Source organism: Congzhengia sp., from assembly GCF_037235575.1.
GTDB lineage: Bacteria > Bacillota > Clostridia > UBA1381 > UBA9506 > Congzhengia > Congzhengia minquanensis.
The window spans coordinates 1-18,699 of sequence record NZ_JAXUNN010000022.1 but is presented as its reverse complement, the minus strand read 5'-3'; the positions used below and the strand labels follow the sequence as shown (position 1 = coordinate 18,699).

26 protein-coding genes are annotated in these 18,699 nt (G+C 47.5%); 20 read left to right on the top strand and 6 right to left on the bottom strand.

Annotation, left to right across the window (positions count from 1 at the left end; translation table 11 throughout):
* Window positions 1-132 precede the first annotated feature (132 nt).
* Both WIG73_RS04070 and WIG73_RS04065 read left to right on the top strand, forming a co-directional pair.
* Window positions 133-2,337, top strand: a complete 2,205-nt coding sequence (locus tag WIG73_RS04070; RefSeq protein WP_337399393.1) for an alpha-galactosidase — start codon at window positions 133-135, stop codon at window positions 2,335-2,337.
* 63 nt (window positions 2,338-2,400) lie between these two features.
* The gene (locus tag WIG73_RS04065) at window positions 2,401-4,062 is read left to right on the top strand and encodes a helix-turn-helix domain-containing protein (RefSeq protein ID WP_337399392.1); all 1,662 of its coding nucleotides are present in this window, start codon (window positions 2,401-2,403) and stop codon (window positions 4,060-4,062) included.
* A 49-nt stretch (window positions 4,063-4,111) separates the two neighbouring features.
* On the opposite strand, the gene WIG73_RS04060 is transcribed toward WIG73_RS04065, so the two are convergent.
* Both WIG73_RS04060 and rbsK read right to left on the bottom strand, forming a co-directional pair.
* On the bottom strand, window positions 4,112-5,293 hold the full coding sequence (locus WIG73_RS04060) for an iron-containing alcohol dehydrogenase (protein ID WP_337399391.1): 1,182 nt from the start codon (window positions 5,291-5,293) through the stop codon (window positions 4,112-4,114).
* A 115-nt stretch (window positions 5,294-5,408) separates the two neighbouring features.
* A complete protein-coding gene (gene rbsK / locus WIG73_RS04055) occupies window positions 5,409-6,329 on the bottom strand; it encodes a ribokinase (RefSeq protein ID WP_337399389.1) in 921 nt (306 codons plus the stop codon).
* A 139-nt stretch (window positions 6,330-6,468) separates the two neighbouring features.
* Here rbsK and WIG73_RS04050 point away from each other — a divergent pair, with 139 nt between their 5' ends.
* Entirely contained in the window at window positions 6,469-7,284 is an 816-nt protein-coding gene (locus WIG73_RS04050; RefSeq protein WP_337399387.1) for a sugar phosphate isomerase/epimerase, read from the top strand.
* Between the two features lie 77 nt (window positions 7,285-7,361).
* Here WIG73_RS04050 and WIG73_RS04045 read toward each other — a convergent pair whose 3' ends face one another.
* From WIG73_RS04045 to WIG73_RS04030, 4 genes are read right to left on the bottom strand one after another with little or no spacing between them, the layout of a single operon-like run.
* The gene (locus WIG73_RS04045; RefSeq protein ID WP_337399386.1) at window positions 7,362-8,054 is read right to left on the bottom strand and encodes a 5'-methylthioadenosine/adenosylhomocysteine nucleosidase; all 693 of its coding nucleotides are present in this window, start codon (window positions 8,052-8,054) and stop codon (window positions 7,362-7,364) included.
* The gene (locus WIG73_RS04040; RefSeq protein ID WP_337399385.1) at window positions 8,051-8,527 is read right to left on the bottom strand and encodes an S-ribosylhomocysteine lyase; all 477 of its coding nucleotides are present in this window, start codon (window positions 8,525-8,527) and stop codon (window positions 8,051-8,053) included. Before WIG73_RS04040 ends, WIG73_RS04045 begins: the two co-directional genes overlap by 4 nt.
* 3 nt (window positions 8,528-8,530) lie before the next feature.
* Window positions 8,531-9,664: an aldo/keto reductase gene (locus WIG73_RS04035; protein ID WP_337399384.1), complete on the bottom strand. Its 1,134-nt coding sequence runs from the start codon at window positions 9,662-9,664 to the stop codon at window positions 8,531-8,533.
* 11 nt (window positions 9,665-9,675) lie between these two features.
* Window positions 9,676-10,638 (bottom strand): RluA family pseudouridine synthase, encoded by a 963-nt coding sequence (locus tag WIG73_RS04030; protein WP_337399383.1) that lies wholly within the window; start codon window positions 10,636-10,638, stop codon window positions 9,676-9,678.
* Between the two features lie 539 nt (window positions 10,639-11,177).
* Between WIG73_RS04030 and rpsJ the strand changes: the two genes are divergently transcribed.
* From rpsJ to WIG73_RS03945, 17 genes are all read left to right on the top strand, one after another.
* On the top strand, window positions 11,178-11,492 hold the full coding sequence (gene rpsJ, locus WIG73_RS04025; RefSeq protein ID WP_177679181.1) for a 30S ribosomal protein S10: 315 nt from the start codon (window positions 11,178-11,180) through the stop codon (window positions 11,490-11,492).
* Window positions 11,493-11,629: 137 nt separating this feature from the next.
* Entirely contained in the window at window positions 11,630-12,259 is a 630-nt protein-coding gene (gene rplC / locus WIG73_RS04020) for a 50S ribosomal protein L3 (protein ID WP_177679178.1), read from the top strand.
* Between the two features lie 29 nt (window positions 12,260-12,288).
* Window positions 12,289-12,912 carry a 50S ribosomal protein L4 gene (rplD, locus tag WIG73_RS04015; RefSeq protein ID WP_337399382.1) on the top strand — a complete coding sequence of 208 codons (624 nt, stop codon included), beginning with the start codon at window positions 12,289-12,291 and terminating at the stop codon, window positions 12,910-12,912.
* The gene (gene rplW, locus WIG73_RS04010; RefSeq protein ID WP_249311154.1) at window positions 12,912-13,205 is read left to right on the top strand and encodes a 50S ribosomal protein L23; all 294 of its coding nucleotides are present in this window, start codon (window positions 12,912-12,914) and stop codon (window positions 13,203-13,205) included. Before rplD ends, rplW begins: the two co-directional genes overlap by 1 nt.
* A gap of 30 nt (window positions 13,206-13,235) precedes the next feature.
* Window positions 13,236-14,069 (top strand): 50S ribosomal protein L2, encoded by an 834-nt coding sequence (rplB, locus tag WIG73_RS04005; RefSeq protein ID WP_177679812.1) that lies wholly within the window; start codon window positions 13,236-13,238, stop codon window positions 14,067-14,069.
* Window positions 14,070-14,132: 63 nt separating this feature from the next.
* On the top strand, window positions 14,133-14,408 hold the full coding sequence (gene rpsS, locus WIG73_RS04000; RefSeq protein ID WP_177679813.1) for a 30S ribosomal protein S19: 276 nt from the start codon (window positions 14,133-14,135) through the stop codon (window positions 14,406-14,408).
* A gap of 30 nt (window positions 14,409-14,438) precedes the next feature.
* Entirely contained in the window at window positions 14,439-14,780 is a 342-nt protein-coding gene (gene rplV, locus WIG73_RS03995) for a 50S ribosomal protein L22 (RefSeq protein ID WP_177679814.1), read from the top strand.
* Between the two features lie 25 nt (window positions 14,781-14,805).
* Window positions 14,806-15,462, top strand: a complete 657-nt coding sequence (gene rpsC, locus WIG73_RS03990) for a 30S ribosomal protein S3 (protein ID WP_177679815.1) — start codon at window positions 14,806-14,808, stop codon at window positions 15,460-15,462.
* Between the two features lie 3 nt (window positions 15,463-15,465).
* Window positions 15,466-15,891 (top strand): 50S ribosomal protein L16, encoded by a 426-nt coding sequence (gene rplP, locus WIG73_RS03985; RefSeq protein ID WP_177679816.1) that lies wholly within the window; start codon window positions 15,466-15,468, stop codon window positions 15,889-15,891.
* Between the two features lie 4 nt (window positions 15,892-15,895).
* The gene (rpmC, locus tag WIG73_RS03980; RefSeq protein ID WP_177679817.1) at window positions 15,896-16,090 is read left to right on the top strand and encodes a 50S ribosomal protein L29; all 195 of its coding nucleotides are present in this window, start codon (window positions 15,896-15,898) and stop codon (window positions 16,088-16,090) included.
* Between the two features lie 26 nt (window positions 16,091-16,116).
* Window positions 16,117-16,377 carry a 30S ribosomal protein S17 gene (gene rpsQ / locus WIG73_RS03975; RefSeq protein WP_177679818.1) on the top strand — a complete coding sequence of 87 codons (261 nt, stop codon included), beginning with the start codon at window positions 16,117-16,119 and terminating at the stop codon, window positions 16,375-16,377.
* A 29-nt stretch (window positions 16,378-16,406) separates the two neighbouring features.
* On the top strand, window positions 16,407-16,775 hold the full coding sequence (rplN, locus tag WIG73_RS03970) for a 50S ribosomal protein L14 (RefSeq protein ID WP_177679819.1): 369 nt from the start codon (window positions 16,407-16,409) through the stop codon (window positions 16,773-16,775).
* Window positions 16,776-16,810: 35 nt separating this feature from the next.
* A complete protein-coding gene (rplX, locus tag WIG73_RS03965) occupies window positions 16,811-17,134 on the top strand; it encodes a 50S ribosomal protein L24 (protein WP_177679820.1) in 324 nt (107 codons plus the stop codon).
* Between the two features lie 27 nt (window positions 17,135-17,161).
* Complete coding sequence (gene rplE / locus WIG73_RS03960) at window positions 17,162-17,704, top strand: 50S ribosomal protein L5 (protein WP_177679821.1); 543 nt, start codon at window positions 17,162-17,164, stop codon at window positions 17,702-17,704.
* A gap of 22 nt (window positions 17,705-17,726) precedes the next feature.
* On the top strand, window positions 17,727-17,912 hold the full coding sequence (locus tag WIG73_RS03955; protein ID WP_177679822.1) for a type Z 30S ribosomal protein S14: 186 nt from the start codon (window positions 17,727-17,729) through the stop codon (window positions 17,910-17,912).
* A 30-nt stretch (window positions 17,913-17,942) separates the two neighbouring features.
* Window positions 17,943-18,338: a 30S ribosomal protein S8 gene (gene rpsH / locus WIG73_RS03950; RefSeq protein WP_177679823.1), complete on the top strand. Its 396-nt coding sequence runs from the start codon at window positions 17,943-17,945 to the stop codon at window positions 18,336-18,338.
* Window positions 18,339-18,366: 28 nt separating this feature from the next.
* A partial coding sequence (locus tag WIG73_RS03945) for a 50S ribosomal protein L6 (RefSeq protein ID WP_337399380.1) occupies window positions 18,367-18,699 on the top strand: 333 nt, incomplete at its 3' end.

The window sequence follows — 18,699 nt, the reverse complement described above, 5'->3', positions numbered from 1 at the left end:
GGAATCTATTATATAACAAAAAATGCCAACATGCAATGGGTTTTATAAATTTTTGCCGGTTTCTTGACTTAGAATACCCCCTGTGTTATAATAATTTTTCACTCAATTATTTTTCAGTTTGGAGGGAGTCTTTTGCCGATTTTATGGAATGAAACAGAAAAACTGTTTCACTTAAAAACAAAACATTCATCCTACATATTCTGCATTGCCCATGGGAAATATCCCGTTCACCTCTACTACGGCAAGCGGCTGGAAAACACTCAGGGCCTTGCCGTCTTTTTAAACAAACTGGGGGACAGGCCTTCGGTTTACGCCAAAAGTCCGGAATTTATTGGAAAAGAAGACGATTTTCGGCTGGAGCTTATGCCGCAGGAGTATCCCTTTTACGGGAATACCGACCTGAAAACCCCGGCGTTTTCAGCGCGGTATGAAAACGGTTCAAGAATTACAAACGCCGTGTATGCCGGCCACAGAATTATGGACGGAAAGCCCCGGCTGTGCGGCCTGCCGTCTACCTACACGGAAAGCGACGCAGAGGCCCAGACATTAGAACTAACCCTGACGGACGAGCTTACCGGGCTAAACATCATTTTAAGCTACACAGCCTATGAGGAAACAGATGCTATCTGCCGCAGTGTGCGCGTGGAAAACAACGGCGAACAGACAGTGGACATCACCTCTGTTATGAGCGCCAGCGTGGACTTTTTAAGCGCTGATTTCGACCTGGTTACTCTGGGCGGAACATGGACAGACGAGTGCAACATTACCCGCCGGCCGCTTGCCTTCGGCATCCAGTCGGTGGACAGCAAGCGCGGTTCGTCGGGCCATATGCACAGCCCGTTTCTGGCGCTGGCGGAAAAAGGCGCCCGCGAAAATTCAGGCGAGGTTTTCGGCTTCAGCCTGGTTTACAGCGGAAACTTTGTTGCCGGAACAGAGGTAAATGAGTTTCATATCTCCCGTGCGTTTATCGGCATGAATCCCTTCGACTTTAACTGGCGCTTAAATCCCGGCGAAACCTTTACCGCGCCGGAGGCCGTTATGGTTTATTCCGGCAAAGGGTTTGGCGGAATGTCCCGCACCTATCACCGGCTCTACCGCACCAGGCTTGCCCGGGGCACGTTCCGGGACAAAAACCGCCCTGTTTTGGCAAACAACTGGGAGGCCACAACGTTTCAGTTTAATGAAGACAAAATTATTGCCATTGCGCAAAAAGCTAAAGAGGCAGGCGTGGAGCTGATGGTGCTGGACGACGGCTGGTTCGGCAACCGCAACGACGACACTACCTCGCTGGGGGACTGGTTCCCCAACCAAGAAAAGCTGCCAAACGGCATTGGCGGTTTGGCAGAAAAAATTGAGGGGCTGGGGCTGAAGTTCGGTCTCTGGTTCGAACCGGAGATGATTTCGCCCAAAAGCAAGCTTTATGAAATGCACCCCGACTGGTGCATTCATGCTGAAGGCCGGGAACGGAATTTGGGCCGGCAGCAATTGATTTTAGACCTGACGCGGCAGGACGTGCGGGACTTTATTATTGGATTTTTAACCGATATTTTGAAAAATAACCCCATCTCCTACATCAAATGGGACTATAACCGCAACTTTACCGACATCGGCTCGGCCATGCTTCCGCCCGAGCGGCAAAGCGAGGTGGCGCACCGGTATATTTTAGGGCTTTATGAGATTTTAGAAACCATTACCACCGCGTTTCCCAACGTGCTGTTTGAGGGGTGCGCCAGCGGCGGCGGACGGTTTGATCCGGGACAGATGTATTATTTCGACCAGTATTGGACCAGCGACAACTCCGACGCCATTGCGCGTTTAAAAATTCAGTATGGAACAAGCCTGGTGATGCCCGCCGTCATGCAGGGGGCCCATGTTTCGGCCTACCCCCACCACAGCCTGCACCGTTTTGTGCCCATGAAAACCCGGGGACACGTGGCTATGACAGGGCAGTTTGGCTATGAGTTTGATTTGTCCAAAGCAACAGATGAAACCATTGCCGAAATGAAAGAGCAGATTGCACTTTCAAAAAAAATTGAGTCTGTTGTGCACTTTGGCGACATGTATCGTTTAGATTCTCCCTTTGAAACCGACTGTTCCTCTGTGGAGTTTTTGTCAGAGGATAAAAACACGGCAGTGCTGTTCCATTGCTGCACGCTGGGAAAAATAAACGGCGCGCCCCACTTTGTGAAAATGAGCGGGTTAGACCGGGCAAGCGAATACGCCTGCGAGGAAACGGGCGAGGTGTTTTCCGGCGCGGTGCTGGAAGATGTGGGGCTTGCCTTTCGCCACAGCAAAGATTTTGAAAGCTGGATTTATATTTTTCACAAGCAGAAATAATTCGCAATCGGGTTATAACCCGTTTTGCGTCATTTGTGATATGGTTATCACGAGGTGATTGTTATGCTGATAACAAAGAATGAACAGTTAAAAAAGTTTGCGCCCGAAACCCGGCTTTGGCAGGGGATTCCGGCAATTGAAAAAACAAGGGGAGGAAAGCTGTTTGCCGCACTTTATTCCGGTAACACCAAAGAAACCGTGGGAAACTACTGCGCGCTTTTGGTAAGCGCAGATGACGGCAAAACGTGGGCCGACCCGGTGGCCGTGGCGTATATCGGCGAACATGGCCGGTGTTACGACCCCTGTTTGTGGATAGACCCAAACGGCAGGCTGTGGTTTATTTGGGCGGAGCACCCCGCAAGATGTGTGAAAGCCGTGATTTGTGACAATCCGGACGCAGAACCCTTAGTTTGGTCAGACGAGTTTTGCCTCAGCGGCGAGGTGATGTTAAACAAGCCCATTGTGCTCACTTCCGGCGAGTGGCTTTTCCCCAGTGCCTTTTGGGATGGGAGACTCTACGGCTTCCCCGGTCAGCAAGATGTGTTCGGCGAAAGCACTGTTGGCGGTTCTGCGGTATTAAAATCGGCAGACCGGGGTAAAACCATTTCTCGCATTGGCGGCGCCATTGTCCCCTCCCGCAGCTTTGACGAGCACATGCTGCTGGAAAAGCAGGACGGCACGGTTCACATGTATGTCCGCACCACCTACGGCATTGGGGAAAGTGTGTCTTATGACCGTGGGAAAACCTGGACCACGGCTTTCGACAGCAAGTTGGGTGGCCCCTGCTCACGGTTTCATATCAGAAGACTGCGGTCGGGCAGCGTTCTGCTCATAAACCATGTGAATTTTACCGGCAGGAACAATTTAACCGCGCTTCTTTCAGACGACGACGGAGCAACGTGGAAATGGAGCCTACTGCTTGACGGGCGGAACGATGTGTCATATCCCGACGTAACGGAGGACGGCGACGGAAACATTTATGTTATCTACGACCGGGAGCGGGGCTGTTTTAAAAAGTCCATGGCCGAAGCGTTAAAGGACGCACGGGAAATTTTGCTGTGCAAATTCACAGAAGACGACATTAAGGCCGGGCGCGGGGAAAATATAAAACGTAGCACCGTAAGCAGGCTGGGAGAATATCGCGGGGAGGACAAAAACCCTTATGGCGAGCTTGCGCTGTATTCCGACGAAGAATATATAAAACTGCTTGTAAACACTGCCGAACCACAGGACGCATTAGAGAAAATATTTAGTCGCTTTGGCGTTTCGTGCAGCCAAATGCACCAAATTGACCGCCGCGCCTTAGACGGTGCCATTTCAGAGCTTTTAGTGGGTGGTGCAAGCCTTGCGTTGGTTGAAAGGGTAGTTTCCATTCTTTCGGCGAACAAAACGGTAAGCGATGGGGCCGGCGCGGTGTTTGGCAGAATGATGGACTATATCAGTGAAAACCTGACGCAGGATTTTACGCTGGACGATATGGCGGAACGCCTATCAGCCTCCAAGTTTTATTTGTGCCACCTGTTTAAGGAGAAAACAGGCACCTCGGTTTATCGCTATCGTCAGGAGCTGCGGCTTTCCAAAGCAAAAAAACTGCTGCTTGAAACAGAATTTTCCTTAGGGGACATTTCAGAGCAAAGCGGATTTTGCGACCAGAGCTATTTTACAAAGCTGTTTAAGCTTTTAGAAAATATAACGCCCACAGAATATCGAAAGCTAAACAAATAAAAGAAAACGGAACGCAAACTGCGTTCCGTTTTCTTTTATTTTGCAGGAATTAAAAATCAACTTCTGTGCCGTAATAAATGCAGGTAAATAACTGTTCCATCTGCTCCGGCGTAATTTGCCTTGGGTTCGAACCTGTGCAGGCATCGCCCACAGCGTTAGCCGCAATGTCTTTCAGTTTGGCTTTAAATTCGGCCTCTTCCACACCGAAATCCTTCATGGTTTTCGGAATTCCCAGAGTCTTGTTAAAGCACTCAATCTTTTCAATTAATGCATTGATTAACGACTTTTCAGAAAGACCGGAAAGGCCAACCCGTTTTGCAATTTCCGCATAGCGGCTGCTTGCAACAGGGTCTTTTGCGTTATATTTGATAACATAGGGCAGATACATAGCGTTTGCGCACCCGTGGGGAATGTGGCCGGTTGAGAACGCCGCGCCTGTCTTGTGGGCCATGGAATGGACAATGCCCAAAAGCGCGTTTGAAAATGCCTGGCCTGCCAAACACTGCGCATAGTGCATTTCTTCCCTTGCGTGCATGTCGCCGCGGTAGGATTCCGGCAGATAGTCGAACACCATTTCAATGGCTTTTATAGCCAGCGGGTCGGTGAAGGGGGAGTTCAGCGTGGAAACAAACGCTTCAATGGCGTGTGTCAGCGCGTCCATTCCCGTATATGCCACCTGTTTCGACGGCAGAGTTTCAACCAAATCGGGATCTACAATTGCAACGTCGGGGGTAATTTCAAAATCTGCCAGGGGATATTTAATGCCCTTTGCATAGTCTGTGATAACAGAGAACGCCGTAACCTCGGTTGCCGTGCCGGAGGTTGAAGGAATTGCGCAGAATTTTGCCTTTGTGCGCAGTTTCGGGAAGTTAAACGGTGTGCACAGCGCTTCAAACGTGGTGTCGGGATATTCATAAAACGCCCACATTGCCTTTGCCGCGTCAATGGGGGAGCCGCCGCCGATGGATACAATCCAATCCGGCTCAAAATCCGTCATCGCTTTCGCGCCCTTCATAACCGTTTCAACAGACGGATCTGGCTCAACGCCTTCAAACAGGGTAACCTCCATGCCCGCTTCCTTTAAATAGTCCTCGGTTTTTTGCAGAAAGCCGCTGCGGCGCATAGAACCGCCGCCGGTTACAACAATGGCTTTCTTTCCAACAAGGTTTTTGAGTTCGGAAAGCGAACCCTTTCCATAAAACAGGTCTCTTGGTAACGTAAATCTTGCCATAATGATGGCCTCCTTTAATAATAAAATATGTTTGATTGTTATTTTTTTAACGATTTCAAACATATTATATCATTCATCTTTTACAATTTCAACCCTTTTTATAAAAATTGTTAAATTATTCACAATTTGATAATGAAAGAAATGCCAAGACCTCCTCTTTACTAGGAACAGACACGCTTGCACCAAACCTGCTCACCGCGATGGCCGATGCGGCGGACGCATAGCGAACGCTTTCTTTTAAGGTTAATCCGCGGCAAAGACAAGCACAAATCCCGCCGATAAATGTGTCGCCTGCGGCGGTGGTGTCTACCGCAGTTACGCGGAATGCTGGCTGAAAAACAACCTCGCCGCCATACCGAAACGCAGAGCCCTGGGCCCCCAGGGTAATAACGGGCTGTTTTATGCCCATTTCCTCCAGTGCGCAAATTGCTTTTTTCACTTGCTCTTTTCCGCTGATTTCGAACCCAACCACCTGTGACGCTTCAAATTCGTTGGGGACAAAAAGGTCCACATTTAAAATAAGCTCACGGGACAAGTGCTGAAACGGCGCAGGGTTTAAAACCACCGTGCATCCGTGCTTTTTTGCCAGGCGCGCCGCCGTTTCCACAGCTTCCATGGGAATTTCCAGCTGAAGCACCACAATGTCTGCCGCTTGAAACAGCGCCTCGTTTGCCGCAATCATTTCTTTTGTGACCAAACCGTTGGCCCCGGCGTCTAAAATAATGTGGTTGTCGCCGCCGCAAACCGTTATTACCGCCACGCCGGTGGGGGCGTTATCGCACACCTTCACAGCCGGACACACGCCGGCCTGGTTTAAGTTAGAAATTGCCATTTTGCCGTAAACATCATCCCCCACGCAGGCCAGCATGGTAACGTCGCCGCCGCTTTTGGCAATGGCGACCGCCTGATTTGCACCCTTGCCGCCGCAGATGGTGGAAAACCCGCTGCCCGACACGGTTTCGCCCAGGCTTGGAATTCGTTCCGTTTTTATCACCAAATCAATGTTAACAGAGCCTACCACTAAAATTTTGTTCAATTTCTTCTCTCCCTCCCTTTTGGGGACAGTATATCAAAAAAAATTGGGTTTGTAAATAAAAATTTCTACGAAATTTGTGTTGCAATTTACACCCCGCTGTAATACAATTAAGAAAAACTTTTGAAAAGGAGTGGGGCACATGGAACTATGTTTTAATTTAGAATATTTATCAAAGGACATTGGAATACCCCAGGCTGCAAAAACGGTGAAAGAAGCAGGCTTTCATCTTTTAGACTACACGCCCGATGTAACCCAAAACTGGCGGGGGGATTTAGAGCAGACACAAAGCTGTTTTGAACGAAACGGCCTGTCTGTTTATCAGTGCCACGCACCCTTTAACCGATATCACCAATATGGCAGCTCGGAAAACCATAAAAAATTGGTAGATGAAAGCCTCAGCGCCGCAATTGAGCTAAGCGCAAGCTATTTGGTTGTGCATGGTGATGAATTTGACTTTGATCGCCTTGTTTATTCGCCGGAAGCTGCGCTGCGGTTTAACTATGAATATTTTGCGCCTGTGGTGGAACGGGCGGAAAAGCACGGCGTTGGCATTGCCTTTGAAAATCTGTTTGAAGATTCGGACGTTCCCAGAAACTGCTCAAAAACAGAGGATTTAAATGCGCTGATTGAAAAATTTCACTGCGACGCCGTTTGCTGTTGCTGGGATTTTGGCCACGGAGCAGTGTCTTACCAGGAAAAACAAAGCGAAGCCATTGAAAAAATGGAGAATAAAATCCGCTGTACCCATGTGCACGACAACTATTTGAATGCCGATTTACATCTGGTGCCTTATCTTGGAAAAATCGACTGGGTATCTTGCGTGAACGCATTAAAGCTTGGCGGACTGCCGGAGGTTTTCAGCTTTGAGTTGGTTTACGGACACGTTCCCGCCACCGCCGCGGCAGAATTTATGGGCTTTCTGTACCGGATTGGCCAGCGGCTTCTCTCAATTTAAATAACAAGGCAATGCAAAAGGGGCATATGCAAGAGCCGTTTTTGCAGAGCGCGCGGAAAAAGAAAATGAGCGGGGATTTATTCCCCGCTCATTTTTATAAATCTGTCAATCACGTTCACCGCGGTTTGGGCGGCCTGTTCTAAAAATTCAAAATAGTTTTCTGCGCCGGAACCGTCTGCCCGGTCGGAAATGGCTCGCAAAACACAGAACTTAACGTTGTTAATAAAGCAAACCTGCCCAATGGCGCCGCCCTCCATTTCGCCGGCAATGGCGCCAAAGTTTTTAACAATTCTGTCCTTCACTTCTTGGGAGGCTAAAAATTGGTCGCCGGAGCAAATTGTTCCTGTGCGGTAGTTTACGCCCAGCTGTTTGATGCAATCCACCAACAGCTGGCGGGTTTTTCCGTCCGCCGGGATTTTAATGATGTTAATGCCAGAGAGGAACCCGGCAGGGTCGCCCAGGGCGGTGGTGTCCATGTCGTGCTGGGCCACGTTTTCCGAAACTGCAATGTCGCCGATGGTGAGGCTTTCGGTGAGCGTGCCGGCCACGCCGGTGTTAATAATCACGTCGGGGGCAAATTTTAAAATCATGGTTTGGGCGCACACGGCGGCAAACACTTTGCCGATGCCGCACACAGCCAGAACAACTTCTCTGTTGTGAATGGTGCCTTTTGCATATTCAATTCCGCTCACGGTAACGGTTTCGCGGTTTTCCAGCATTTGCACAAGCGACTGGATTTCAACTCCCATTGCTCCGATAATGCCAATCATTTTTGGTCCCCCTTTGGATATTCAAAATTATTCCGGTCGTTTTTTAAATCTTCTAAAAAGCGCGCACATTCGCGCTGTGCATCTTCCACGCTAAGATTGCGAAAGTTTCCGCACTCAATTTCGCTGTTTCCAAACATTTCACCTGTGTGGGCCGCAATTTTTTTCAGCATTTCCAAAACCACCCAGCGCACCGTTTTATTGTCTGCGTTTCTCACCAGCAGATAAAACCCAGTTTGACAGCCCATAGGGCCAAAATAGACCACGTTTTCGGCAATTTCTGAGTTCCGTACATAGGTGGCAAACAGATGTTCAACTGAATGCATTGTGCGGTTGTCCATATAGTCGCCGCAGTTGGGCTTTCTGGTGCGCAGGTCGTAGGTGGTGATGTCACCGTCGGTGCGGGAAACATAAATCCCCGGGGTGATAAACCTGTGGTCGGCCTCAAAACTTGCAATTTTTTTTATGTGTTTCATTGCTTACTCCTTTAACAGCCCGTCAAACGTAGCCTGCACCTGTTTTAAGTCTTCACGGATGTGCAGCTGCTGGGGACAGACGGTTTCGCACTTGCCGCAGCCAATGCAGTTTTTGGCCTGTTTTTCCTCTGGCATATTGTTTTTCCAGCCGCGGAGGGCGGTTTCCCGGTTTTCATACATGCCGTAGCCGTTCCAATGGGCAAAGTTTCCGGGAATGTCCACCCCGGCGGGGCAGGGCATGCAGTAGCGGCAGGCGGTGCAGCCGTTTTTCACCCGGGCTTTTAAGTTGTGCATTACCTCGTCCACCGCCGCAAACTCCTCTTGTGTGAGGGGCTTAAAATTGGTGAAGGTGTTTAAATTGTCTGACACCTGTGCAGGAGTAGACATGCCGCTTAAAATTACTTTCACGTTGGGCTGTGAGGCAACCCAGCGGAGCGCCCAGGAGGAAGCGGATTTTGTGCTGTCAAGTTTTTCAAAGGGGGTCTTCACATCGTCAGGAAGAACAGCGAGCTGGCCGCCTTTAACAGGCTCCATCACGATAACGGGCACGCCTAAGCTCTCTGCCAGCTTTAGCCCTTTAAGGCCCGCCTGGTCGTTTTGGTCCATATAGTTAATCTGCAATTGGCAGAAGTCCCATTTCCTGTAGGCAATCATTTCTTCAAAGGCCTCGTAGTTGTCGTGGAATGAAAAGCCCAAAAAGCGGATTTTTCCCTCGGCTTTCAGCTTTTCACATTCTTCAATTACGCCTAAGTCCCGCATTTTGCGGAAACGGCCCAAATCCAGAGCGTGGAGCAGGTAAAAGTCGAAATAGTCTTTGTTCAGTTTTTTCATCTGCATGTCGAACAGCCTGCGCACGTCGGATTTGTCGTTTACGTCCCAGCAGGGAAGCTTGGTTGCCAAAAGGTAAGACTCCCTGGGATATTTTTCTAAAACGCGGCCTACAAACGGCTCACTGCTGCCCTCGTGATAGGGCACCGCCGTGTCGTAGTATGTAACGCCTGCGGCCATGGCGTCATCCATCATTTGTTCTGCCAGGGGCTCGTCGATTTTGCCGTTTTTGTCTAAGGGAAAGCGCATGCAGCCAAAGCCCAACAACGAGCTTTCCACGTCTAAGTTTTGAAATGTTCTTTTTTCCATTTTAAATCCTCCTACAGTTGGTTTTCTATGTCAGCTTCACAAAGCACGGGGTTTTTCACTTTCAGCTCCATTCCCTTTAAATAGGAAAGAACGCCTGCGTCGGTTTGAAAATCAAACCGAATTTTATATGCAATGAGCGCCTGGCGGGTTTGTGAAAGGGTTTTGTCCGGCCGGCCATATTTGCCGTCACCGAAAAGGGGATGACCGATATGGGCCATGTGAGCGCGGATTTGGTGGGTGCGGCCTGTGACAAGCAGCACCTCCGCCAGGTCGTGGTTTTTGAAACGTTTCACCACTTTATATTTTGTGATAATCTCTTTTGCGCCGGGAGCGGGGCGGTCAAATATTTTGGCCTGTTTTGTGGTTTCGTCTTTCCTGTGATAAGCCCTTAAGGTTGCGCTTGGTTCAGGAAGATGGCCGCAGACAATGCAAAGGTAATATTTTTTAATTTCCTTTTGTTTTATTTTTTCGCACAGTACCCGCAGGGCCTCGGCGTTTTTTGCCGCTAAAACAAGCCCCTGTGTGTTGCGGTCAATGCGGTGGGCCAGGGCGGGGGCAAAGGTGCGGTCTTGCCCTGGGTCATATTCGCCCTTGTCGTACAAATATTTTTGAATGCGGTTAATCAGCGTGTCCGGCGAGCCGGTTTCGTCAGCGTGAACGCTTAAGCCCTGGGGTTTGTTTGCCAAAAGAATGTTTTCGTCCTCATATACAATGTCTAAGGAGGCGGAGGTGAGGAGCAGAAATTCTTTTTCGCTGTCTTTCAGCTCAAAAAACTCGTCGTTTATGTAGGCCTCCAAAACGTCGCCCTCATACAGCATAAGCCCGCCGTCGGTAATACGTTTGCCGTTAATTTTCACTTTCTTTTTCCGCAGGGATTTATACACCAGGCTTTTGGGCATGGTTTTTAAGGTTTTGATTAAATATTTGTCCAGCCGTTGACCTGCGTCGTTTTTTGTGATGGTGAATTGTTTCATGTTGGGTTCCTTTTTTATGTAATGATACTATTATATCATAGGAGAAGGTGAGTTTCAATTTTTTTTACGCCATTTGAGGTGTGTCTCGGGCGTTTTTTACAGGCGCCTGCGGCAGTGGTGAAATATGCACAAATATACTTGCGAAATACATGAAAAATTTTGGTATATATTTTTTTCGGTTTTATGAGAAAAAACTTGCAATAATGCTAAGAATTATAGTATAATATAAGGGCTGTGACATGGCATACGAGGAAGTGGGAGGTTGCCGCGCGCAAATAAGCGGGTTTTTCCATGGAGAATGTCCGATTCATGAAACCGGGCGACAGTCATACGCAAAACGGCTTACTTATTACAAAAGAGGCGCTGGGGACAGTTGTGCCCTGAGCGTGTGTCCGTTTGTGCAGATTGAGCATTTTTAAGACCCGGAGACCGATTTGGTTTTCGGTATTATTTATGAGCGGGCGCTAAACGCCCGGCTCGGTGTCTTAGAAAACGTCGTTCCATCACAGACAAAAATTTGATTTAAGGAGGAAACACAAATGGCACAGGCAAGCCAGAAAATGAGAATCAGACTCAAATCTTACGACCACGTGTTGTTAGACCAGTCCGCAGAAAAAATTGTGGAAACAGCAAGAAGAAACGGAGCAAAGGTATCAGGCCCGATTCCCCTTCCCACAAAGAAGGAAATCGTAACCATTCTCCGTGCTGTTCACAAGTACAAGGACTCGAGAGAACAGTTTGAGATGAGAACTCACAAAAGATTAATCGAAATCTTGCTGCCTACACCGAAAACGGTTGACGCTCTCATGAGAATTGAGCTGCCCGCAGGTGTTGACATTGAGATAAAGAACTAAGCGTTTCGCAAATTTACGCTTGGGCAAGCTGCAAAGCGGCTTGAAAAAAGGCACTGCCGCATTCTTTTCAGCGACGCGGCGGGTCATGTTCGTCTGGCAATTGGACGAACCAATAACCAAAAATTGGAGGTGCTTTTATGAAGAAAGCGATTTTAGGCAAAAAGCTCGGCATGACGCAGCTTTTCGGCGAAAACGGCGTTTTAATTCCCGTTACCGTTGTTGAAGCAGGCCCGTGCAGGGTAATCCAGAAAAAAACAGTGGACAGCGACGGTTATGAGGCTGTTCAGGTTGGTTTCGGCGAAAAGAAAGAAAAGCATACGCCGAAAGCAATGCAGGGACATTTTAAAAAGGCAGGAACGGGATATATGAAATATCTCCGCGAGCTCAAACTCGACAATTCCTCCGAAATGAATGTCGGCGATGAAATTAAGGCGGACGTATTCGCTGCCGGTGATGCGGTTGACGTAACCGGCATCACAAAGGGTAAAGGTTATGCCGGCCCGATTAAACGCTGGGGCGCGCACAGAGGTCCTATGACCCACGGTTCCGGTTACCACAGAGGCCCGGGCTCGCTGGGCGCATGTTCTACACCGTCCCGTGTTATGAAAGGCAAAAAGCTTGCCGGTCACCTGGGCGTTGAAAAAGTAACAATTCAGAATCTTGAAGTCGTTTTGGTTGACGCAGAGAAGAACGTTTTAGCAATCAAAGGCGCAATCCCAGGCCCCAAAGGCGGCATGGTTATCATCAAAGATTCTGTTAAGGCATAACAAGAACGGATACGAAAGGAGGAAGTGAAATGCCTAACGCGAAATTATTTAATATGGAAGGTAAAGAAGTCGGAAACTGCGCGCTGAGCGACGCGGTGTTCGGAATTGAACCGAATAAAACGGCTATGCATACAGTAGTAGTCAGCTACCTCGGCAATCAGAGGCAGGGCACACAGAGCGCTTTAACCCGTGCGGAAGTTCGCGGCGGCGGCATTAAGCCGTGGCGCCAAAAGGGAACAGGCCGTGCAAGGCAGGGTTCTATCAGAAGCCCGCAGTGGACAGGCGGCGGCGTGGTTTTTGCGCCGAAGCCGAGAAGCTACAGAACAAGCGTGAACAAAAAGATTAAGCAGCTTGCAATGCGCAGCGCGCTTTCTGCAAAGCTTGCGGACAATGAAATGCTCCTTTTAGACAGCATTGCGGTTGAGGAAATTAAAACAAAAGCAATCGTGAATATGCTCAAAAACCTGGAGGTTTCTGAAAAAACATTGATTGTTCTTGCCGACAAAGACGAAAAGGTTTATCTTTCGGCTAAGAACATTCCCGGAGTCTGCGTGTCTTACGTTGGAATGCTCAACGTGTATGAAGTGTTAAAGTATAAAAAAGTTATTTTAGCAAAAGACGCCGCCGACAAATTAGGGGAGGTGTATGCGTAATGAAAAGCTCTTACGATATTATTTTAAAGCCCGTCATTACAGAAAACAGCATGGATATGCTGGCAGACAAGAAATATACGTTTAAAGTGGCAACCGACGCCAACAAAATTGAAATTAAAAAGGCTGTTGAAGAAATTTTCGACGTGAAGGTTTCAAAGGTTACCACCATTAACATGGACGGCAAAATGAAGAGAATGGGCAGAAATGAAGGCAGACGCGCTGCCTATAAAAAAGCTGTCGTAAAGCTCACCGAGGACAGCAAAACCATTGAATTCTTTGAGAGCATGGTTTAATTAACTATTTGTATTAAGGAGTGAACGTAGATGCCGATAAAAAAATATAATCCTACGTCTCCGGCAAGAAGATTCATGACGGTTTCCACCTTTGATGAAATTACAAAGACAGAACCGGAACGCTCTCTGCTTGAGCCCATGAACAAGACCGGCGGCAGGAACAGCTATGGCAGAATTACCGTTCGTCACAGAGGCGGCGGTAACAGAAGAAAATACAGAGTAATTGATTTTAAAAGAAACAAAATTGGAACGGCTACCGTAATTGGTGTTGAATATGATCCTAATAGGTCTGCCAATATCGCATTGGTAGAGTATGAAGACGGCGAAAGAAGATACATCTTAGCACCCTTAGGCGTAACAGACGGAACAAAAATTGTTACCAACCCTGAAGGCGCAGACATTAAGCCGGGCAATGCAATGCACATTGCAAACATTCCCGTTGGTACGCTGATTCACAACATTGAGCTGCGTCCTGGCAAGGGCGGTCAGCTTGTCCGCACAGCAGGCGCAAGCGCACAGCTCATGGCAAAAGAAGATAAATATTCACAGGTTCGGCTTCCCTCCGGCGAAGTTCGCCTGATTGCAATGAACTGCATGGCAACCATCGGCCAGGTCGGCAACTTAGACCACGAGAACGTTTCCATTGGTAAGGCCGGCAGAAAACGCCACATGGGCTGGAGACCGACGGTGAGAGGTTCCGTAATGAACCCCTGCGACCACCCCCACGGCGGTGGTGAAGGTAAGTCCCCCGTTGGACGTCCGGGACCTGTTACCCCCTGGGGTAAACCGGCTTTGGGCCTGAAGACCAGAAAGAAAAAGAACTTAAACGACAAGTTCATTGTAAAGAGAAGAAACGATAAATAATGTTTGGAACGGAAAAGTCCCGGGGCAAATCCCCCGGGAAATCTTCGGCGAAGGAGGATTAAGATGGGTAGATCGATTAAAAAAGGACCTTTCGTGCAGGAAAAACTTTTGGCAAGAATTATTAAGATGAACGAAGCCAACGAAAAAAGAGTTTTAAAGACATGGTCGAGAAGCTCAACCATTTTCCCTGAAATGGTAGGACATACCATCGCAGTACACGACGGCAGAAAACACGTGCCGGTGTTTATATCGGAAGATATGGTTGGTCACAAGCTTGGTGAATTTGCACCGACAAGAACATTTAAAGGTCATGCCGGAAATAAAACAAGCGGCAAATAATATTTCCTTTTAAGAGAGGAGGAGTCACTAGTGGAAGCGAGAGCAAAACTTAGTTACGCTCGGATTTCATCCAGAAAAGTTAAAATCGTAATCGATATGATTCGGAATAAGCCCGTGGGCGAAGCAATGGGCATTTTGAAAAATACGCCGAAGGCAGCCAGCGAACTGCTGATAAAACTGCTGAACTCGGCGGCAGCGAACGCTGAAAACAACCACAACATGGACAAAAACAACCTCTATGTTGCAGAAGTTTATGCAAACCAGGGACCGACCTTGAAAAGAGTCCGCCCCAGGGCACAGGGCAGAGCGTTCAGAATTAGAAAAAGAACAAGCCACATTACCATCGTGTTAAAAGAGCTTGGTCAGGAATAATTTTTAAGAAGGAGGTAGATTCAGTTTGGGACAGAAAGTACATCCACACGGTTTAAGAGTTGGTATCATTAAAGACTGGGATTCGAAATGGTTTGCAAACGACCGTGATTTCGGCGATTACCTGGTTGAAGACTATAAATTAAGAAAATTCTTAAAAGCAAAACTGTATGCCGCAGGCGTTGCAAAAATTGAAATTGAACGTACGGCAAAGAGAATTAAAATCAACATCTTTGCTGCAAAGCCCGGTATTATCATCGGTAAAGGCGGCAGCGAAATCGAGAAGGTTAAAAAAGAATTGGAGACCATGACGGGCAAAAGTGTTGCATTAAACATTGAAGAAGTAAAACAGCCCGACATGAATGCACAGCTGGTTGCAGAAAACATTGCAGGTCAGCTTGAGCGCAGGATTTCTTTCAGAAAAGCAATGAAATCCACCATGGGCAGAGCTATGAAGCTGGGTGCAAAGGGTATTAAAACAACTTGCTCCGGCCGTTTGGGCGGCGCAGAAATTGCGCGGTCTGAGCACTATCACGAGGGCACAATTCCGCTGCAGACTTTAAGAGCCGACATTGATTACGGCTTTGCAGAAGCAAACACAACCTATGGTAAAATCGGTGTAAAAGTCTGGATTTATAAAGGAGAAATCCTTCCCGAGAGCAAAAAGAATAAGGGAGGTAAATAAGTCATGTTATTACCGAAAAGAGTAAAATACAGAAGAGTAATGCGCGGCAGAATGAAGGGCGTTGCCACACGCGGCAACAAGGTTACCTACGGAAGCTACGGCCTGCAGGCTTTAGAGTCTTCCTGGATTACCAGCAACCAGATTGAGGCTGCCCGTATTGCAATGACGCGTTACATCAAAAGAGGCGGCCAGGTTTGGATTAAAATATTCCCCGACAAGCCCGTAACCGAGAAACCGGCTGAAACCCGTATGGGTAGCGGTAAAGGTTCACCGGAATATTGGGTGGCTGTTGTAAAACCCGGCAGAATTCTCTTTGAGATTGACGGCGTTACGGAGGATATTGCAAGAGAGGCACTTCGTCTTGCTATGCACAAACTTCCTATTAAGTGTAAGTTTGTAGCCCGCGAAGCTGAAGAAATGGAGGGTTAATTTGATGAAGGTAAACGAAATTCGCGAATTAAGCGGAACAGAACTTGAAACTACTCTCGCTGACCTTAAGAAAGAACTCTTTAACTTAAGATTTCAGAATGCTACAAATCAGCTGGATAACCCAATGAGAATCCACGAGGTTAAAAAGACCATTGCCAAGATTAAAACAGTTATGGCAGAGAGGAAGCTTGCAGAGTAAATTAAAGCTTTGAAAGGAGTGAGATCATGGCAGAAACGAGAAATTTCAGAAAACAGAGAATCGGAAAGGTTGTCAGCGACAAAATGGACAAAACCATCGTCGTTGCAATTGAATATAATGTTAAACACCCTCTTTACGGCAAAATCATAAAGAGAACCTATAAGCTGAAAGCCCACGACGAAAACAATTCCTGCGGAATCGGCGACAAGGTGTTGGTTATGGAAACAAGGCCAATCTCGAAAGATAAAAGATGGAGACTGGTTAGCATTTTGGAAAAAGCACAATAATTGATATTTAAGAAACGGAGGTAACCAATATGATTCAACAGCAGACGCTTTTGAAGGTTGCGGATAACACCGGAGCAAAAGAACTGATGTGTATCAGAGTATTGGGCGGTTCTAAAAGAAGATACGCGGCAATCGGCGATGTGGTTGTTGCTTCTGTTAAAAAGTCAACGCCCGGGGGAGTGGTTAAAAAAGGTGATGTCGTTAAGGCAGTCATCGTAAGGTCAGTTTCCGGCGTAAGGCGTAATGACGGGACATACATCAAGTTTGACGAAAATGCGGCCGTTATCATCAGAGACGACAAGAACCCGAGAGGGACGCGTATATTCGGCCCTGTTGCAAGAGAGCTGAGGGAAAAAGAATATATGAAAATTCTCTCTTTAGCGCCTGAGGTACTCTAAATTTTCAACGAGTTAAATGAAGGAGGAGCCGAAAAATGGCAAAAATGAATATTAAATCCGGCGACGAGGTAGTTGTCATTTCCGGAAAAGATAAAGGGAAAAAAGGTAAAGTAATTGAGGTTCTGCCGAAGAAAGGCAAAACCATTGTTGAAGGGGTTGCAGTTGCAACAAAGCACGTAAAGCCCAAAGCACAGGGTCAGGTTGGCGGCATTGTAAAGCAGGAGCTTGCAATTGACGCGTCGAACGTGATGGTGGTTTGCGGTAAGTGTAAAAAAGCAACAAGAGCTGCCCGCAAGGTGTTAGAGGACGGAAGCTCAGTTCGTTACTGCAAAAAGTGCGGAGAGACCTTTAACGACTAATTTTGCAAAAGGAGGTAAAGAAAGCAGATGGCAAGATTGCAGGAAAAATACAGCAAGGAAGTTGCGCCGGCTTTGATGGAAAAGTATTCCTATAAAAGCGTTATGCAGATTCCGAAGCTTGAAAAGATTGTTATAAACATCGGCTGCGGCGAAGCGAAAGACAACGCAAAGGCGTTAGACGGCGCAGTCAGCGACCTGGCCCAGATTACTGGCCAGAAGCCTATTATTACAAAGGCAAGAAAATCTGTGGCTTCCTTTAAAGTCAGGGAAGGCATGTCAATCGGCTGCAAGGTAACCCTTCGCGGCGCGAAAATGTATGAATTTTTAGATAGATTCTTCAATGTTGCGCTACCGCGCGTAAGAGACTTCCGCGGAATCAACCCCAACTCCTTTGACGGCCGCGGCAACTATTGCGTAGGCGTTAAGGAACAGTTGATTTTCCCCGAAATTGACTACGACAAGATTGACAAAATCAGAGGTATGGATATAATCATGGTAACAACGGCTCACACAGATGAAGAAGCAAGAACACTTCTTTCACTTATGGGCGCGCCGTTCGCCACGAAGTAATTCGGGTAGAGGAGGAAATTAAATGGCTAAGAAAGCGATGGTAAATAAACAGCGCAAAACGCCTAAGTTCAGCTCAAGACAGTATAACAGATGCAAAATCTGCGGTCGTCCTCACGCGTACCTCAGAAAATACGGCATCTGCCGTATCTGCTTCAGGGAACTGGCTTATAAGGGACAGATTCCCGGCGTGAAAAAGGCAAGCTGGTAAGATTTTTACAATTCGGAAGGAGGTATAAAGATGCATACAACCGATCCTATTGCGGATATGCTGACGAGAATCAGAAACGCGAATTCTGCGAAGCATATTTGTGTAGATGTTCCTGCGTCCAACGTGAAGAAGGCAATTGCCGAAATTCTGCTGGAGGAAGGATATATTAAGAACTATCAAATCATAGAGGACGGAAAACAGAATATTATCCGAATCGCTCTTAAATACAACGGAAAAGAAAAGGCAATTTCCGGCCTTAAGAGAGTTTCAACACCCGGACTCAGAATATACAAGAATAAAGAGGAGCTTCCAAAAGTGCTCCGCGGCTTAGGTATTGCAATCGTTTCAACATCCAAAGGCATTATGACCGATAAAAAGGCACGGAAAGAAAATGTCGGCGGAGAAGTTATGGCGTTTGTTTGGTAAGCAAGATAAATTAAGGAGGTGCAAGTAAGTGTCCAGAATAGGAAGAATGCCTATCGCGGTTCCCGCAGGCGTAACCGTTACGGTTGCAGACGGCAACGTGGTTACCGTTAAGGGTCCGAAAGGCACGCTGACAAAGGAATTACATCCTGACATGATTATTAAAACTGAGGGCAGCGAAGTAACCGTTTCCCGCCCTTCTGAAATAAAAATGCACAAGGCGCTTCACGGCCTGACCAGAACGCTTTTAAACAACATGGTTGTTGGCGTAACAGACGGTTTTGAAAAGAAACTGGAAGTGAACGGCGTTGGTTACAGGGCGCAGCTGCAGGGCAAAAAGCTCGTGATGAACTTAGGGTATTCC

Excerpts from the sequence above, each read along its gene's own strand:
- WIG73_RS04065 (WP_337399392.1), top strand. The coding sequence starts at position 2,401 with ATGCTGATAACAAAGAATGAACAGTTAAAAAAGTTTGCGCCCGAAACC.
- WIG73_RS04060 (WP_337399391.1), bottom strand. The coding sequence starts at position 5,293 with ATGGCAAGATTTACGTTACCAAGAGACCTGTTTTATGGAAAGGGTTCG.
- WIG73_RS04050 (WP_337399387.1), top strand. The coding sequence starts at position 6,469 with ATGGAACTATGTTTTAATTTAGAATATTTATCAAAGGACATTGGAATA.
- WIG73_RS04045 (WP_337399386.1), bottom strand. The coding sequence starts at position 8,054 with ATGATTGGCATTATCGGAGCAATGGGAGTTGAAATCCAGTCGCTTGTG.
- WIG73_RS04040 (WP_337399385.1), bottom strand. The coding sequence starts at position 8,527 with ATGAAACACATAAAAAAAATTGCAAGTTTTGAGGCCGACCACAGGTTT.
- WIG73_RS04035 (WP_337399384.1), bottom strand. The coding sequence starts at position 9,664 with ATGGAAAAAAGAACATTTCAAAACTTAGACGTGGAAAGCTCGTTGTTG.
- WIG73_RS04030 (WP_337399383.1), bottom strand. The coding sequence starts at position 10,638 with ATGAAACAATTCACCATCACAAAAAACGACGCAGGTCAACGGCTGGAC.
- rpsJ (WP_177679181.1), top strand. The coding sequence starts at position 11,178 with ATGGCACAGGCAAGCCAGAAAATGAGAATCAGACTCAAATCTTACGAC.
- rplC (WP_177679178.1), top strand. The coding sequence starts at position 11,630 with ATGAAGAAAGCGATTTTAGGCAAAAAGCTCGGCATGACGCAGCTTTTC.
- rplD (WP_337399382.1), top strand. The coding sequence starts at position 12,289 with ATGCCTAACGCGAAATTATTTAATATGGAAGGTAAAGAAGTCGGAAAC.
- rplW (WP_249311154.1), top strand. The coding sequence starts at position 12,912 with ATGAAAAGCTCTTACGATATTATTTTAAAGCCCGTCATTACAGAAAAC.
- rplB (WP_177679812.1), top strand. The coding sequence starts at position 13,236 with ATGCCGATAAAAAAATATAATCCTACGTCTCCGGCAAGAAGATTCATG.
- rpsS (WP_177679813.1), top strand. The coding sequence starts at position 14,133 with ATGGGTAGATCGATTAAAAAAGGACCTTTCGTGCAGGAAAAACTTTTG.
- rplP (WP_177679816.1), top strand. The coding sequence starts at position 15,466 with ATGTTATTACCGAAAAGAGTAAAATACAGAAGAGTAATGCGCGGCAGA.
- rpmC (WP_177679817.1), top strand. The coding sequence starts at position 15,896 with ATGAAGGTAAACGAAATTCGCGAATTAAGCGGAACAGAACTTGAAACT.
- rpsQ (WP_177679818.1), top strand. The coding sequence starts at position 16,117 with ATGGCAGAAACGAGAAATTTCAGAAAACAGAGAATCGGAAAGGTTGTC.
- rplN (WP_177679819.1), top strand. The coding sequence starts at position 16,407 with ATGATTCAACAGCAGACGCTTTTGAAGGTTGCGGATAACACCGGAGCA.
- rplX (WP_177679820.1), top strand. The coding sequence starts at position 16,811 with ATGGCAAAAATGAATATTAAATCCGGCGACGAGGTAGTTGTCATTTCC.
- rplE (WP_177679821.1), top strand. The coding sequence starts at position 17,162 with ATGGCAAGATTGCAGGAAAAATACAGCAAGGAAGTTGCGCCGGCTTTG.
- WIG73_RS03955 (WP_177679822.1), top strand. The coding sequence starts at position 17,727 with ATGGCTAAGAAAGCGATGGTAAATAAACAGCGCAAAACGCCTAAGTTC.
- rpsH (WP_177679823.1), top strand. The coding sequence starts at position 17,943 with ATGCATACAACCGATCCTATTGCGGATATGCTGACGAGAATCAGAAAC.